This window comes from Rhizobium sp. LjRoot30 (genome assembly GCF_964253915.1).
In the GTDB taxonomy this organism is placed as follows: domain Bacteria; phylum Pseudomonadota; class Alphaproteobacteria; order Rhizobiales; family Rhizobiaceae; genus Metarhizobium.
The window spans coordinates 689,207-703,524 of sequence record NZ_CAXUSG020000002.1 but is presented as its reverse complement, the minus strand read 5'-3'; the positions used below and the strand labels follow the sequence as shown (position 1 = coordinate 703,524).

General features: G+C 63.3%; 14 protein-coding genes. 7 read left to right on the top strand and 7 right to left on the bottom strand.

Annotation, left to right across the window (positions count from 1 at the left end; translation table 11 throughout):
* Positions 1 to 49: 49 nt before the first annotated feature.
* Positions 50 to 1,087 (top strand): alpha/beta hydrolase family esterase, encoded by a 1,038-nt coding sequence (locus ACSQ3I_RS07250; protein ID WP_435997396.1) that lies wholly within the window; start codon positions 50 to 52, stop codon positions 1,085 to 1,087.
* A 374-nt stretch (positions 1,088 to 1,461) separates the two neighbouring features.
* Complete coding sequence (locus ACSQ3I_RS07245) at positions 1,462 to 2,475, top strand: aldo/keto reductase (protein WP_435997394.1); 1,014 nt, start codon at positions 1,462 to 1,464, stop codon at positions 2,473 to 2,475.
* 128 nt (positions 2,476 to 2,603) lie between these two features.
* Here the strand turns inward: ACSQ3I_RS07245 and ACSQ3I_RS07240 are convergent, their stop codons facing one another.
* On the bottom strand, positions 2,604 to 3,539 hold the full coding sequence (locus ACSQ3I_RS07240; RefSeq protein WP_435997393.1) for a LysR family transcriptional regulator: 936 nt from the start codon (positions 3,537 to 3,539) through the stop codon (positions 2,604 to 2,606).
* A gap of 230 nt (positions 3,540 to 3,769) precedes the next feature.
* Here ACSQ3I_RS07240 and ACSQ3I_RS07235 point away from each other — a divergent pair, with 230 nt between their 5' ends.
* Positions 3,770 to 4,990 (top strand): MFS transporter, encoded by a 1,221-nt coding sequence (locus tag ACSQ3I_RS07235; RefSeq protein WP_435997391.1) that lies wholly within the window; start codon positions 3,770 to 3,772, stop codon positions 4,988 to 4,990.
* A gap of 143 nt (positions 4,991 to 5,133) precedes the next feature.
* Here ACSQ3I_RS07235 and ACSQ3I_RS07230 read toward each other — a convergent pair whose 3' ends face one another.
* Together ACSQ3I_RS07230 and ACSQ3I_RS07225 are read right to left on the bottom strand one after the other, a co-directional pair.
* Complete coding sequence (locus ACSQ3I_RS07230) at positions 5,134 to 5,814, bottom strand: hydrolase (RefSeq protein WP_435997389.1); 681 nt, start codon at positions 5,812 to 5,814, stop codon at positions 5,134 to 5,136.
* A gap of 100 nt (positions 5,815 to 5,914) precedes the next feature.
* Positions 5,915 to 6,781: a pirin family protein gene (locus tag ACSQ3I_RS07225; protein ID WP_435997387.1), complete on the bottom strand. Its 867-nt coding sequence runs from the start codon at positions 6,779 to 6,781 to the stop codon at positions 5,915 to 5,917.
* Between the two features lie 125 nt (positions 6,782 to 6,906).
* On the opposite strand from ACSQ3I_RS07225, the gene ACSQ3I_RS07220 reads away from it, so the two are divergent.
* Entirely contained in the window at positions 6,907 to 7,842 is a 936-nt protein-coding gene (locus ACSQ3I_RS07220) for a LysR family transcriptional regulator (protein WP_435997385.1), read from the top strand.
* Here the strand turns inward: ACSQ3I_RS07220 and ACSQ3I_RS07215 are convergent.
* A complete protein-coding gene (locus tag ACSQ3I_RS07215) occupies positions 7,839 to 8,240 on the bottom strand; it encodes a winged helix-turn-helix transcriptional regulator (protein ID WP_435997383.1) in 402 nt (133 codons plus the stop codon). The genes ACSQ3I_RS07220 and ACSQ3I_RS07215 overlap by 4 nt on opposite strands.
* A gap of 111 nt (positions 8,241 to 8,351) precedes the next feature.
* Here ACSQ3I_RS07215 and ACSQ3I_RS07210 point away from each other — a divergent pair, with 111 nt between their 5' ends.
* Both ACSQ3I_RS07210 and ACSQ3I_RS07205 read left to right on the top strand, forming a co-directional pair.
* Positions 8,352 to 9,416 carry an LLM class flavin-dependent oxidoreductase gene (locus tag ACSQ3I_RS07210; RefSeq protein ID WP_435997381.1) on the top strand — a complete coding sequence of 355 codons (1,065 nt, stop codon included), beginning with the start codon at positions 8,352 to 8,354 and terminating at the stop codon, positions 9,414 to 9,416.
* On the top strand, positions 9,409 to 10,065 hold the full coding sequence (locus ACSQ3I_RS07205) for an NADPH-dependent F420 reductase (protein ID WP_435997379.1): 657 nt from the start codon (positions 9,409 to 9,411) through the stop codon (positions 10,063 to 10,065). The genes ACSQ3I_RS07210 and ACSQ3I_RS07205 overlap by 8 nt, the downstream gene beginning before the upstream one ends.
* 125 nt (positions 10,066 to 10,190) lie before the next feature.
* On the opposite strand, the gene ACSQ3I_RS07200 is transcribed toward ACSQ3I_RS07205, so the two are convergent.
* The 3 genes from ACSQ3I_RS07200 to ACSQ3I_RS07190 all read right to left on the bottom strand — a co-directional run bounded on the left by ACSQ3I_RS07200 (position 10,191) and on the right by ACSQ3I_RS07190 (position 14,072).
* Positions 10,191 to 11,759, bottom strand: coding sequence for a DHA2 family efflux MFS transporter permease subunit (locus ACSQ3I_RS07200; protein WP_435997377.1), 1,569 nt, complete (start codon positions 11,757 to 11,759; stop codon positions 10,191 to 10,193).
* A 16-nt stretch (positions 11,760 to 11,775) separates the two neighbouring features.
* Entirely contained in the window at positions 11,776 to 12,966 is a 1,191-nt protein-coding gene (locus ACSQ3I_RS07195; protein WP_435997375.1) for an HlyD family secretion protein, read from the bottom strand.
* Positions 12,967 to 13,091: 125 nt separating this feature from the next.
* A complete protein-coding gene (locus ACSQ3I_RS07190) occupies positions 13,092 to 14,072 on the bottom strand; it encodes a LysR family transcriptional regulator (protein ID WP_435997373.1) in 981 nt (326 codons plus the stop codon).
* A 92-nt stretch (positions 14,073 to 14,164) separates the two neighbouring features.
* On the opposite strand from ACSQ3I_RS07190, the gene ACSQ3I_RS07185 reads away from it, so the two are divergent.
* A complete protein-coding gene (locus ACSQ3I_RS07185) occupies positions 14,165 to 14,308 on the top strand; it encodes a hypothetical protein (RefSeq protein ID WP_435997372.1) in 144 nt (47 codons plus the stop codon).
* Positions 14,309 to 14,318: the final 10 nt, after the last annotated feature.

The following is a 14,318-nucleotide window of genomic DNA, read 5'->3' as shown; positions in this document are numbered from 1 at the left end:
GCAGACCACCGCGCCAGCCGCAAGACACCCGCAATCACAAGGCGTTTTGATGGATATACTTCGTCTGCGTGGCCGCTTGCGGCCTGAAGGTCCTATCCGCGTGACAGCGATGGGACTGCTTCTGCTAATCGGCCTGGCCGGGCCAGGCTTCGCCACGGGCTGCGGTCAGGCTTTCGAGCACGGCCGGATGACATTCACCGTAAAGAGCGGCGGTATCGAGCGGCCGGCATTCGCCCATATCCCGGCCAATTACGACGGCAAGTCCCGGCTTGCGGTCGTCTTCGACTTCCACGGCAGCAACTCAAGCCCCGCGGGCCAGTTTCGCCGCAGCGGCTGGGACGCCGTTGCCGAACACGAGGGGTTTGTGGCGGTCGCGCTGCAGGGCAGCCTCGATGGCCAGTTTCAGGGAACCAATGCCTGGAATGTTCCGGGTGTGACCCACGGCGGCAAGCTCGACGACGAACGGTATATCAAGGATGCGGTGAGGACGGTGAAGGAAACCTTCTGCGTCGATCCGACCCGTATCTATGCATCCGGCTATTCTGGCGGCGGCCGCATGTTGTCGCAATATATCTGCAACGGTCATGCGGACTTCGCCGCGGCGGGTTTTGTCATGGGGCTTCGCGCCGGCTTTCCGGTCGAGCGCGATGGTGTCTGGCAGCCGGACATAACAAGCTGCAAACCCGGCAATCCGATTTCCATCATCGCCTTTTCCGGCATGAAGGATGTGACCAATCCTTTTGCCGGCGGCGGCAAACCCTACTGGCAATATGGCGGCGAGGCGGCGCTCAAGCGCTGGGCGGAACTGGACAAATGCGAATCCAAGGGCAACCTTGTCAGCGATCCGGCGATGACGGCGTTGTCTTACAGCGGCTGCGCCGGCGGGGCGCGCATAACCTCCTATTTGCTGAAGGAAAATACCCACGCCTGGCCGGCACGCAGCGTGCTGTTCCGCACATTCGATGCGGATGGCAAGGTGACGTCGGAGCGGGATGCAACGGGCAGGATGTGGGAGTTTTTCAAGAATACCCGAGCCCCGGAGGAAACGCCGCTGACGGCAGGCGAAACCACCAAACGGTCCGGCTGAACTGCCGGGACATCAGGGTCCACGCCGATGTCAAGGACCTGGCGGATTTTTATCTCGCCTATGCGGAGTTTCGCACCGCCGCGCCGGATGGCCGGCAACATTTCGTGCCGCTCTATTCCATGGCGACAAATCTTTTCGCCAAATATTGCGGCCGGGAATGGCCGGACTCATCCATGCGACCGACAAGCTCGCTTCGGCCCGGTCGGGCATCGAACTGAACCGTCCCCGGTGCGGCATGCTTGATGCCGATCTGTGAATTCCCTTCGCAGATCCTGCGAAGCCGCGCTGTCTACCGACCCTGCGCGTCGTCATTTATTTCTTTTGTCAACAGGGACGGCCCTGGTTCACACGGTCACGGACAAAAGGATAAGATCATGTCTTTCAAGCACATTCTCCCGAGCAAGCTCGGTTTTGGCGCTGCCCCGCTCGGCAACATGTTCCGCGATATTCCCGAACGGGAAGCGCTCGCCACCGTCGAAGCGGCCTGGAACGACGGTGTTCGCTACTATGACAACGCACCTTTCTATGGTGCCGGTCTCGCCGAAATTCGCATGGGCCAGGCGCTGGCCGGCAAGCAGCGCGAAGACTATGTGATCAGCACCAAGGTCGGGCGGGTCATTCTCGACGAGGTCGAGGATATCGGCGCCCGCGACCTCGGTGAGAAGGGCGATGTCTTCAAGTACGGTCGCCCGAACAAGATCGTCAACGACTACTCGGAAGACGCGACCTACCGTTCGATCGAGGATAGTCTCAAGCGGTTGAAGACGGATCATATCGATGTCGCTTTTGTCCATGACGTCGCCCAGGATTTTTATGGCGACGAGTGGCTGGGTGTTTTCGAGAGCGCCCGCAAGGGTGCCTTCAAGGCGCTTGACCGGATGCGTGACGAAGGCGTGATCAAGGCCTGGGGCCTCGGCGTCAACCGTGTCGAACCGATTGAACTGCTCTTGGCGCTGGAAGGCCCGCGCCCCGACGGCTTCCTGCTTGCTGGCCGCTACACACTGCTTGATCATGATCGTGCGCTGCAACGTGTCATGCCATTGGTGGCCGAAAAGGGTCTCGGCATCGTTGTTGGCGGTCCTTACAGCTCCGGTGCCCTGGTCGGCGGCCCGAATTTTGAATATGCCCCGGCAACGCCGGCCATTCTCGACAAGGTCGCACGCATCAAGGCGATTGCCGACCGTTACGGCATCAGCATGAAGGCGGCAGGCCTGCAGTTCTCACTCGCCCACCCCGCCGTCGCCGCCGTCATTCCCGGCGCCAGCCAGCCAAACCGGATTGCCGAAGATGGCATTGCCCTGCGCGAAACCATTCCGGCCGATTTCTGGCGGGAACTGCGGGCTGCAAATCTGGTCAACCCGGACGCGCCGCTGCCGATCGCCGATTGACGGCAGCATGCCTAGAGCAATTCCAGCAAAAGTGTGGAGCGGTTTCGCATCCGGGATTGCGTAAAAACAAATGGATAGAGTGTTTTCGCGTTTCAGAGATAAGCGGAAATGCTCTAAGCTCGCCTCGCTCAACTTTGCTTGGGCGAGGCGTTTTTTGTCGGATCATCCGCGAGAAATTTCTGCATGCGCGGCACGGTGAAGTCGAGGAAGGCCCGGACCCGGGCCGGCATCAACTGCGCACCGCGATAGAGCGCATGGATGTCATCGAAATCCGTGATCGTACTGTCGACCAGAAGTTCGACCAGCTCGCCCTTCGCGATCGGGTCGCGGAGATGATAATCGGCGATCCGGCCGATGCCGACGCCGGCGATGGCCATGCGGCGGATCGTTTCGCCGTTGTTGACGAGAAGCGAGCCGCTCAGCATGCGCTCGACGATCCGGCCGCCTTCGCGCATCGGCCACACCGGGTTTGCGCGGCGGAAATTGAAGCCGAGGCAATTGTGGCGGAGCAGGTCCTCCGGCGTTTCGGGGGTGCCCCACTTCTTGAGATAGGCGGGCGACGCGACGATACGGCGCTTTGTTGTGCCGATCTTGCGTGCCATCAGGTTGGAATCCGGCAGCTTGCCGACGCGGATCGCCACGTCGGTCCGGTCGAGGTAGAGATCGACCGTCTCATCCGACAAGGAGAGATCGACAACGATACGCGGATAGGCTTCCCAGAATGCGGGCAAAATCGGCTCCAGCGCCGCCACGCCGAAGGTGACGGACGAGCTTACCCGGATCAGCCCCTCCGGCTCGGCGCCGCCTTGCGCGATCTGCTGCTCGGTCTCGTCGAGCGCGGCCAGAAGCTCCTGGCTTCGCTGGTAATAGAACTCACCCTCTCTGGTCAGAGCCAGGCGGCGCGTCGAGCGCTCGATCAGCCGCACACCCAGCCGGCTCTCGAGCCGCGCGACCAGCTTGGAAACCGTCGATGGGGTCATCAGCAGCAGCCGGGCAGCCTCGGAAAAGCTGCCGGCCTCGACAACCTGCACGAAAACCATCATCTCGCCGGCTCTATTGTCCATGCCGCGTCCCCGCTCAGGCTTGTGAGTGTGGTGGAGCATAGTCGCGAAGACGGGCGCTGTCGCCTGACAAACGGGGTGGCAGGAACCTGTTTGTGAATTCTCTTCTCAAATCGTGAGAACCCCAGCTGGCTACTGCCGGCCGGCCGGACATGAGATCCATGTCTTCAGGCAATACGCAGGTTTTCAGCTCCTCCGGACGACACCTGCTCCGTTCTCGAAAGGATCGTGACATGACAATCATCTCTGAAGATCGCGCCTTTGTTCCCGCCTCGGCCGATAGTGACGCCCGTTCCCAGAGGCTGACGCTTTTGGCACTGGCGCTCGGCAGTTTCGCGATCGGCACGTCCGAATTCGCCAGCATGGGCATCATCCAGCTCTTTTCGGATAGCCTCGGCATCAGCGTCCCTGACGCCACCAATGCCATCACGGCTTACGCTTTCGGCGTGGTGCTCGGCGCTCCGCTCGTCACCCTTGCGGCGGCACGGCTCAACCGCCGCACGCTGCTTCTCGGCCTCATGGCCCTCTTTATTGCCGGCAACGTTCTCTCTGCCCTGGCCTCCGACCTCGGCCTGCTGATGCTTGCCCGCTTCATCAGCGGTCTGCCGCAGGGCGCCTATTTCGGTGCCGGTGCCGTGGTTGCCTCCTACATTGTCGGTCCCGGCCAGGCCGGCAAGGCCTTTGCCATCGTCATGACCGGCCTGACAGTCGCAACCATCGTCGGCTCGCCGCTCGCCACCTTCCTTGGCCAAACCATCGGCTGGCGCGAAACCTATCTCGCCGTCGCTGCCTTCTCGCTTCTCTCCTTCGGTGCCATCTGGCAATGGGTGCCGCGCACCCGGGCGCTTGACGGGGTACCGGTCATCCAGGAGCTTTCGTCGCTGCGCAAGGGATCGGTCTGGGGGGTGATGCTCGTTGCCGCGCTCGGTGTCGCCAGCATCTTTGCGGTCTACACCTTCATCGCGCCCATGGTCACCGAAACGGTGCGCCTTGCCCCTGAAATGATCCCGGTTGCCTTGGCCCTCTTCGGCATCGGCATGACAGCCGGCAATATCTATGGCGGCAAGCTTGCCGACCGCTATCCTGCTCGCGGCATCGTCATCGGCTTCGGCAGTGCCCTCGTGATCATGGCAATCCTGGCCGTCGGTGGATCCAACCCGCTCGTCTTCTTCCCGGCCATGTTCGGCGTCGGTGCCGCCATGATGGCTGCCATCCCGACCATTCAGGTCCGCCTGACCCGTTTTGCCCCGGAAGCCCCAAGCCTGATGGGCGCCATGAACCTCGCCGCGCTCAATGTCGCCAATGCTGTCGGCGCCTGGGCTGGTGGCATCACCATCGCCGCTGGTTACGGTCTTCTCTCAGCTGTCTGGGCCGGCTTCGCACTCACCCTCATCGGGCTGGTCATCCTTGGGCTTAGCTTGGTGAACTTCAAGATGAAAAGACGTGCCTCGTAAGCGCGAACGATCAGGGGAGCACGTCAGGGTTCGAGGAAATGCCCCAGGACCCTGAATATCCTCATGAAGCGAAGGCGGTGGGCAAGCCCGCCGCCTTCGCTTTGGTGACCGGAGCATTTCCAAGCACTTTTGCCGGAATTGCTCTAGCTGCGTTGCGAATCGAGCTGTTCGTTGTTCTTTTCGACGTCCTGCGCCTTCAGATAGCTCTCGATCAGCAGTTGATAGGCCGGGAAGATCTTGGTGTAGATGTTGGCCCATTCCTGGGCGTCGTCGCGGTGCCAGGTCTTCTGCAGCTCGGAGGCGACGGCGGCGGTGTCCATCGGCACGACGCCGGCCTGCACGACGCGGGCAAGGGTGATCTCCTGCGCCATCTTGGAATAGGTGCCGGATGCATCGACCACGGCGAACACCTTGTAGCCGTCATAGGCCGCGCTGATCGAGGGGAAGGCCATGCAGACGCTGGTGATGGTGCCGGCGATGATCAGCGTCTTGCGGCCGGTCGCCCTGACGGCGGCCACGAAGTCCGGATTGTCCCAGGCATTGATCTCGCCCTTGCGGGCCACATACTTGGCATGCGGGGCGTTCTCGTGGATTTCCGGGATCAGCGGACCGTTCGGGCCTTGCGGCACGGACGCGGTGGTGATGACCGGCATCTTGGACAATGTCGCCATCTTGGCGAGCGCTGCGGCATGGTTGCGCAGGACCGGCATCGGCATGTCGGCGACAGTCTGGAACAGGCCGCTCTGGTGGTCGATCAGCAGCATGACGGCGTCGTCGACATCGATGACCGGACGTTGGCCGTTGAAGTTTGCGGGGGTGCTCATGTCATTTCTCCTTGGTTGCTGTTGCGGGTTGGGGGAGGGAGGCCGGAAACTGTTCCGGCCTGGTCTGCCTCGGGCGAGTGCGCCGAGGACAAGCTTGAGGTCAGGCGGCGATCGTGCCGAACCTGCCGGCGCGGAAGTCTGCAAAAGCCTGCTGCAATTCTTCCGGCGTGTTCATGACGAAGGGGCCGCGCATGGCGACCGGCTCGCCGAGCGGTGCACCGCTCAGCACCAGAACCGTCGCATCGCTTTCAGCCTGGAGGCTGAAGGCGCCGCCCTTGCGGTCCAGCAGCACGAACTGGCCGTCGCGGACCGCCGCCTCGCCGTTGACGAGAACGGAGCCGCGCAGGATGACGAGCCCGGCCGTGTGGCCCTCGGGCAGGTCGAGCGAAACGTCCTTTCCGTGGTTCAGCCGGAGATCCCAGAGGTCGATCGGCGAGAAGGTGCGGGCCGGCCCCGTATGGCCCTGGTAGGCGCCGGCGATCACCCGCAGGCGGCCGGCCTTGTCGGCAAGCGCGACGGTCGGGATGTCCCGGTCGAGCAACGACTGGTAGCCGGGTGCCGCATCCTTGTCCTTCGCCGGAAGGTTGACCCAGAGCTGGACCATGTCGAGCGTGCCGCCCTGGCGGGTGAAGGCGGGCGAGTGGAATTCTTCGTGCAGGATGCCGGCTGCGGCCGTCATCCATTGCACGTCGCCGGGACCGATGACGCCGCCCGCACCGGTCGAGTCGCGGTGCTCGACCTCGCCTTCATAGACGATGGTCACGGTTTCGAAACCGCGATGTGGATGGGCGCCGACGCCCCGAGGTTGATCAGCGGGCGGGAAGGCGGTCGGGCCGGCGTGATCGAGATGCAGGAACGGGCTGACATGCTCGCCGTGCGTTGCATGGGACAGCATTGAGCGGACTGGAAAACCATCGCCAACCCAGTGCTGGGCGGGACTGCTGTAGATGCCGAGGATCTTTCTCATGGGGTGTGGCTCCTTGGGATTTGCCGATGGGCAATCCGATGAGCCGAATATACGGCTGCACCAAATCTGGCGATAGATGGCAATATCGTGCTAGAATGTCCCAAATTCAGGACAATGGAGTCGGGATGCAGGATCTCAACGATTTCCGCCTTTTCGTCGATGTGGTCGAGCAGAACGGCTTTTCCGCCGCCGCCCGCAAGCTCGGCATGCCACGTTCCCGGCTCAGCCGCCGCATCGGCCTTCTGGAGGAAGGCCTCGGCGTCCGCCTCGTGCAGCGCTCCACGCGGCAGTTCGTGGTGACCGAGATCGGCCAGGAGTTCTATCGTCATTGTCTGGCGATGGTCGTGGAGGCGGAGGCCGCCCAGGACGTGATCGAGCGGATGCGCGCCGAGCCGCGCGGAACGGTGAAGGTCAGCTGTCCTTCCTCGGTCATCTATTTCCAGGTGGGCGAAATGATCGCGCGCTTCATGGCGAGGCACCCCCAGGTCCATGTGCATCTCGAAAGCACCAACCGGCGCGTCGATGTCATCAAGGAAGGGTTCGACATCGCCATCCGCGTGCGTTTCCCGCCACTGGGCGACAGCGATCTCGTGGTCCGCAAGCTTTCCGAGAGCACCCAGCGGCTTGTGGCAAGCCCCGGCCTGGTGGAGGAATGCTTCGCCCGGCCGCTCGTTCCGGCGGACCTGACGAGCATGCCGAGCCTGTCCTGGGGGTCATCCACCGGTGGGCACGAATGGCGGTTGGAAGGGCCGCAGGGCGCGGCGGCGACCGTGCCGCACGATCCGCGCCTGGTGACGGAAGACATGGTTGCGCTCCGCCAGGCCGCGCTGTCCGGCATCGGCGTGTGCCAGTTCCCGACCATGGTGGTGCAGGAGGACCTGGCGGCCGGGCGGCTTATCGACATCCTGCCGCAATGGGCGCCGCGCAGCGGCATCATCCATGCGGTCTTCCCCTCGCGTCGCGGATTGCTTCCCTCGGTGCGGGCACTGATGGACTATCTCGCCGGCGAATATGCGGTTTTGACCAAAGCCGAGCAGGAGCGCGCGCGCTATCTCCGCTAGATGTCCTCGCTGCCGGACGATGCCGGGGAATCTTCCTGCTGCCGGTCGAAGGCTTGCTGGGCCTGGGTGATTTCCGCTTCCTTTTCGATCGCCCAGCGACCGAGCCGGTCGACCGGCTCGTAGAGGGAGTAACCAAGCGCGGTCAGCTCGTAGTCGACCCGCGGCGGCTTGGTCGGCAACACGGTGCGCCGGACGAGCCCGTCGCGCTCCATGCCCCTCAGCGTCAGTGTGAGCATACGTTGCGAGATGGTGCCGATGGCACGTTTCACCTCGTTGAAACGCCGCGGCCCGTCGCGCAGCGCCATGACGATCAGCACGCTCCATTTGTCGCCGACGCGGGCGAGAATCTGCCGCACGGGCCGGCAGGCTTCCAGCAGATTGGCGGGTTCCGGTAACATCGGTGTGCCTCCTTGCATCCGGGTTTGCAGTTACGACATTAGGCCAGGTTACAAATATATACTGACGGCGATATGCGACAGCAAGCCGCCTACGCCCTGGGAGAAATGACGATGGAACTTGGTATCTACAGTTTCGGCGACGTGCAGAAGGATCCGGAAACCGGCGCACTTGGCTCGACGTCGCAGGCCATGCGCAACCTGCTGGAGGCCATCCAGCTGGCCGACCAGGTCGGGCTCGACTATTTCGGCATCGGCGAACATCACACCCGCGAGATGCCGGCGTCGGCCGCGACCGTCGTTCTGGGCGCAGCCGCTGCGACGACGAAGACCATCAAGCTCGGCAGCGCGGTGACCGTGCTCAGCACCGACGATCCGGTGCGTGTCTACCAGCAGTTCGCGACGCTGGACGCGCTTTCCAACGGCCGTGCCGAGATCACGGCGGGCCGTGGTTCCTCGACGGAATCCTTCCCGCTCTTCGGTCACAGCCTGAACGACTATGATGAACTCTATGCCGAAAAGCTCGACCTGCTGCTGCAGATCAACGAGAGCGAAACCGTCACCTGGCAGGGGAAGTTCCGTCCGGCGCTCGACAATGCGCTGGTCGTCCCGCGCCCGGACAGCGGTTCGCTGCCGATCTGGCTGGCGACCGGTGGCAACCCGCATTCGTCGATCCGCGCCGGCCTCAACGGCCTGCCGGTCTCCTATGCGATCATCGGTGGGCAGGCCAATCGTTTCGCACCTTTGGCCGAACTCTATCGCCGCGCGGCGGGCCAGGCCGGCATCGCGCCGGAGAAGGTCAAGGTTTCGGTCGCAAGTCCGGGCTTCGTCGGCGAGGACCCGGCCAAGGCCAAGGAATTCTTCTGGACGCATTGGCACGCGGTGATGGAGCAGATTGGCAAGATCCGCGGCTTCGCGCCGCCGCCACGCTTCCATTACGACCAGGAAGCGAGCGGTGACGGGGCGCTTTTCGTCGGCGGGCCGGAAGAGATCGCTGAACGTATCGTGAAGCTGCAGGGCAGCATCGGCCATATGCGCCAGTTCTTCCAGATCGATGTCGGCCAGATGCCGCATCGGGAATTCCTGCGCGCGATCGAGCTGCTCGGCACCCGGGTCAAACCTCTGGTCGACAAGGCGTTGGCGGCAGTCCCGCCGGTAAAGGAGAAGCATGATGCCTGAACCGAAAATCATCGGCATTCTGGGGGCTGGCCGCGTCGGCACGGCGTTGGCGCGGCTGGTGTTTGCCGCCGGCTACGAGGTCCGCGTCGCCACGGCGCGGCCTCCGGCCGAGATTGCCCTGTTGCTGGAGATCATGGCGCCCGGCGCCCTGCCCGATACGGCCGAGGCATTGATCGCCGACAGCGATATCGTGATCCTGGCGCTGCCGCTGTCGAAATATCGAAGCCTGCGACCCGAACTGCTCGCCGGCAAGATCGTCATCGACGCGATGAACTATTGGGCGCCGACCGACGGCAGTATCCCGGAATTCGAAGGCGAGGCTGCAAGCAGCGAGGTCGTTCAGGGTCATCTTGCCGGCGCGCGGCTGGTGCGCAGTTTCAATCATCTCGGTTATCACGAGATCGAACAGCGCGCCCGCCCTCACGGTCATCCCGAGCGACGTGCGCTGGTGCTTGCCGGCGATGATGCCGAAGCCCGCAACATGGTGGCCGGTTTCATCGACCGGCTGGGATATGATCCGGTTGATGCCGGCGGGCTTCTTGCCAGTCGGCGTTTCGGGGTCGGTACGCCGGTCTTCGGCGCCGACTTCGGGCGCCGGGAAATGACGGAATTGCTATCCCGTGATCACAGGGTGGCAGCTATTCAATAAAGGGCGATCGGCTTGCGGCCGGCAAGTTGCCCTGCTGCGCCGCGCCGACGAAGACCTGCATACCAGTCAGGCGATCGCGCATGGATGGGACCTTTCTGCCGCATCGGGGCCTTGTGGCCGGTCTATCAGAGAAAACGACCGGGCAGGAGGGTTTTGCGCAGGGCCAGCGACAGCGCGGTTGCAAGCAGCATGATCATCCCGATCAGCAGGAGGGCATCGGCATAGCTCAGCACATAGGCCTCGCGCTGGACGGTGCGGGCCAGGAGGGCGGTCGCCTGGCCGACCGCCTCCTGCGGGTTGCCGGCCCGCGGCAGCAGCGTCTGTGCCAATGTCTCGATCCGCGCCGTCACGTCCGCACTTCCGCTTTCGACGTGCTGGCCGATCAGGCTGGAATGGACCTGTTCCCGGACCCGCACCGTGGTCGTCACGAGAGCCAGACCGATGGCGCTGCCAACCGTACGCACGATATGCACCAGCGAGGCGATCCAGGGGATTTCCTGCAGCGTGATGTCCTCGGTGATCAGCACCATGGTGGGGATCGCGACGAGTGGCCCGCCGATCGACTGGAGCATGAGGGGCAGGAGGAACTCCTCGTTCGCCCACAGGCTGGTGATATTGGCCGACAGCAGCAGGCCGCCGCCCGTCAACATGCCGCCAAGCGCCAGGAGGTTGCGTGGATCGAGCCGGTAGCAGAGCCAGGCCACCACGGGCGCGAGCAACAGCTGCGGGATCGCCGTGGTGAGGAACAGGCTGCTGCTCTCGAGGGCGCGATATCCCTGGACGCGGATGAGATATTGCGGAACGATGAAGGCCGAGGACATGACGGCGATGCGGCCGGCAAACATCATTGCGAGACCGAGGCCGATTTTTCGCCGCCACAGCAGCCGCGGGCTGACAACCGGGTTCGGATGCAGCAGGGCGTGTACGAAGAAGGCGCCGACCAGGACCGCCCCGGAAAGCAGGAAACCGACGATCAGGCCGGATTGCAGCCAGTCGAGCCGGTTGCCCTGGTCGAGCGCGGCCACCAGCACGGCCAGTCCCAGCGAAAGGGCGAGCAGCCCGAATCCGTCGAACTTGCGAAAGCGCATATATTTGACCGGGTCATGGGCAAGCCCGTAGCTCGCTGCGAAAACTGTCAGAGCACCGGGGATGACGTTGAGCCAGAACAGGAACTCCCAGGAGAGATGGTCGAGAACGAAAGCCTCGAGTGAAACCGAGAGGCTCGGCGTCGTGGCGGAAATGAGCGCATAGAGCGACAAGCCGTAGAGCCGCTGGTGCTGCGGCAGGTGGCGCATGATCACGGCATAGGCCATGGGGATCAGCACCCCTGCGCTCAGCCCGCGCAACGCCTGCAGGCTAAGCAGGAGCCGCAGGTCAGGGCTGAACGGGATGGCGAGCGAAAAGACGGAAAACAGCGCGGCGCCAAGGATAACGCCGCGCGTCGGTGACAGGATGCCCCGCAGCCACACCGCCGCCGGGATCGCTGCCACTTCGGCGACGATATAGGCCGTGGTGATCCAGGAGGCTTCATCGAGGCTGAGGCCAAGGGCGCCGCGAATATCTGCAAGGCCGATCTCGGTCAGCCGCGCATTGAGGATCGAGGTGAAGGTGCCGAGGAGGACGGCACCGATGCCGATGGCTGTCCTGAGACTGGGCCATTCTTTCCGGAAGGCCGGAACCGTTGTCGCTGTCATAGCCTGTCCTCCTTGTCTATTTGGTTGCGGGATCGTCGGCCGCCATGTCCGTATGGATCGTCGACAGGACAGACATGCCTGGCCGCAGCGCCTGTCGCAGATCCTCCGGGACATCGATGAGCGCGATCCGCACGGCAATGCGCTGTGCGACCTTGGTGAAATTGCCGGTGGCATTGTCCGCGGGCAGCAGGGCGAATTCCGCGCCGGTGGCCGGCGCGATCTGCTCCACGCGGCCCTTCAACTCCCGGCCGGGGAACATATCGATCCTGATCGTGGCGGCCTGGCCGATCCGAACCTTGCCGAGCTGGGTTTCCTTGTAGTTCGCCACGACATGGACCTTGGACAAAGGAACGATGGAAATGAACCGGGTGCCGGCGGAAACATACTGGCCGGCACGCACGCTGCTGACGTTGACCACGCCGTCGATGGGGGCGACTATCCTGGTATAGCCCAGTTCGATGCGGCTGAGCGCCAGATCGGCCTTGCGGATATCCAGTTCCGCCATAGCCTGTTCCCGCTCGGTGCCCAGCACGTTCAGCTGTTGGCGCTGGGCGTCCGCTTCGGCCTGTTTTTCTGCAAGCTGCGCTTCGAAACGGCGATTGGCGGCCAGCGCATCCTCCAGCCGTTGGCCGGTGGACCAGCCGTTCTCGACCGCAGTGCTCTGCCGGTCGTATTCGCCGGCTGCACGGTCGCGGTCAGCCGTGATCGCAAGGATTGCTGCATCGGCCTGGGCGATGGTGCGGTGCTGAAGTTCGATCCGGCTATCGACATTGCGGATGGCGACGTCTGCGGCGGCAACCGCCGCGGTTGCACGGCTGACCTTGGCGTCATACTCCGCCGCGTCGATCTCGCCAAGCAGTTGGCCCGCCCGGACTGGCTGGAAGTCACTCACGGCGACCCTGCGCACGCGGCCGGAGATCTGCGTGCTGATCGGCGTCGTATCGGCCCGGAGATAGGCATTGTCCGTCGACTGGTTCGTAAAGCCTGCCACCCATTGGCCCCAGCCGAGCGGGACGACGATGGCGAGCCCGATGCCGACAACGATGATCGCCGACCGGGCGAGAGCGAGATAGCTGCGCCGGCGCGGACCCTTCGCCGCCGCATTCTTCGGTTGCGGCTGGTGCGTGGCCGGTGCGCGTTCGTTTGCGATGGGCGTCGGGTGCGGCCTGTTGTCCTGAACTGCGAGGCCTGTGACGATTGCGTTCATTGCCGTAACTTTCCTGGGTCCTCTGGACCGGATTCCGATATCGGCAAATATGGGCGTGGCGGATCAATGAATGAAATGATATTTTTGCATTTGCATTATGATCTAAATTCATTTTGTCGCCTGGATCAGATCTCGCGATGGTAGCGTTCCGCGCTTTCCATCAGCGCCTGCCGCAGCCAGACAACAGCAGGATGCGCACCCATCGTTCGATGGGACAGCATTGAAATCTCAAAGGGCGGCGCATGGTAGGGCGGATCGCGCCAGACAAGGTCCAGCGAGCGCGCGGCACGCCGGGCAAATTGCAGCGGCACATAGGCGATCATGTCCGTTGCCGCCAGCAGGGCCGGAACGGCAAGGATATGCGAGACGGTCGCACCCGCCTTGCGCACCAGGCCTTCGGCGCCGAGCAGGCCTTCGATGTAGCGCGGATTGCTGGTGATATAGGCCCGCTCCAGCCCGCCCTGTTCGATCGTTGCATCGCCCGCCGGCTGGCGCTGGTCGGAAATCAGGATGTCGACATGCGGAAAGGCTGCCAGTGCGTGAAGGCCGAAGGGGCCCGCCGCCGCGGGATGATCCCGACGCATCAGCCAGGCGCTCTGATCGGAAAACAGCGGTTCTCTGACGAAACGGGACGGCGTCTTGCCAAATACACCGATCGCCACGTGTAGGGCACCGCGGTCGAGTTCTTCGGTAATGTTGAGTTCGCTCAGCGGGCGCAACCAGCAGCCGGCGCTCGGAGCAAGGCGGCGAATACGCGCCAGAAGGTCGGGAATGACCGTTGCCGTGAGGAAGTCCGATGTCGAGACGACGAAGGACATGTCCGAGGTTTCTGGATTGAAGGCATTGCCGGCGATGGCGCCCTCGATCTGTTGCAGGGCCGGCTTGAAGGTCTGGGCAAGTTCCAGGGCGCGGGGTGTCGGATACATCCCGTCCGGTCCGCGGATGAAGAGTTCGTCGCCAAGCGTTTCACGCAACCGGGCCAGTGCGTGGCTAATGGCCGATTGCGTGAGGTGCAGGCGCTCGGCCGCACGGGTGACGCCCCGCTCTTCCAGCACCGCGACGAAGACGCGAACAAGATTGAGATCGACATTATGAATTTCTCGCATATTTCAAATGCCTCTGCCTCATTTGATTAATGTACGTTTCGGCGCCACCTTCGACAAGCGCGATCACGCGCACCTTTTGAGAGAGATGAAATATGGTCGATAAAACAGTATTTGCCGTTCCCTGCCATGCGGCCGTACAGTCAGTCGCCGGCCTGAAGCGGAGGATCGTCGCGGAAACGCTGCTCTATATGGGGCTGCTTGGGTTCCTGTGGCAGTTCGGGGGCCTTTTAGCCTGAGCTTCGGCGC

Bases quoted from the DNA above. Each gene is read 5' to 3' on its own strand.
- ACSQ3I_RS07250 (WP_435997396.1), top strand. From the start codon at position 50: ATGGATATACTTCGTCTGCGTGGCCGCTTGCGGCCTGAAGGTCCTATC.
- ACSQ3I_RS07245 (WP_435997394.1), top strand. From the start codon at position 1,462: ATGTCTTTCAAGCACATTCTCCCGAGCAAGCTCGGTTTTGGCGCTGCC.
- ACSQ3I_RS07240 (WP_435997393.1), bottom strand. From the start codon at position 3,539: ATGGACAATAGAGCCGGCGAGATGATGGTTTTCGTGCAGGTTGTCGAG.
- ACSQ3I_RS07235 (WP_435997391.1), top strand. From the start codon at position 3,770: ATGACAATCATCTCTGAAGATCGCGCCTTTGTTCCCGCCTCGGCCGAT.
- ACSQ3I_RS07230 (WP_435997389.1), bottom strand. From the start codon at position 5,814: ATGAGCACCCCCGCAAACTTCAACGGCCAACGTCCGGTCATCGATGTC.
- ACSQ3I_RS07225 (WP_435997387.1), bottom strand. From the start codon at position 6,781: ATGAGAAAGATCCTCGGCATCTACAGCAGTCCCGCCCAGCACTGGGTT.
- ACSQ3I_RS07220 (WP_435997385.1), top strand. From the start codon at position 6,907: ATGCAGGATCTCAACGATTTCCGCCTTTTCGTCGATGTGGTCGAGCAG.
- ACSQ3I_RS07215 (WP_435997383.1), bottom strand. From the start codon at position 8,240: ATGTTACCGGAACCCGCCAATCTGCTGGAAGCCTGCCGGCCCGTGCGG.
- ACSQ3I_RS07210 (WP_435997381.1), top strand. From the start codon at position 8,352: ATGGAACTTGGTATCTACAGTTTCGGCGACGTGCAGAAGGATCCGGAA.
- ACSQ3I_RS07205 (WP_435997379.1), top strand. From the start codon at position 9,409: ATGCCTGAACCGAAAATCATCGGCATTCTGGGGGCTGGCCGCGTCGGC.
- ACSQ3I_RS07200 (WP_435997377.1), bottom strand. From the start codon at position 11,759: ATGACAGCGACAACGGTTCCGGCCTTCCGGAAAGAATGGCCCAGTCTC.
- ACSQ3I_RS07195 (WP_435997375.1), bottom strand. From the start codon at position 12,966: ATGAACGCAATCGTCACAGGCCTCGCAGTTCAGGACAACAGGCCGCAC.
- ACSQ3I_RS07190 (WP_435997373.1), bottom strand. From the start codon at position 14,072: ATGCGAGAAATTCATAATGTCGATCTCAATCTTGTTCGCGTCTTCGTC.
- ACSQ3I_RS07185 (WP_435997372.1), top strand. From the start codon at position 14,165: ATGGTCGATAAAACAGTATTTGCCGTTCCCTGCCATGCGGCCGTACAG.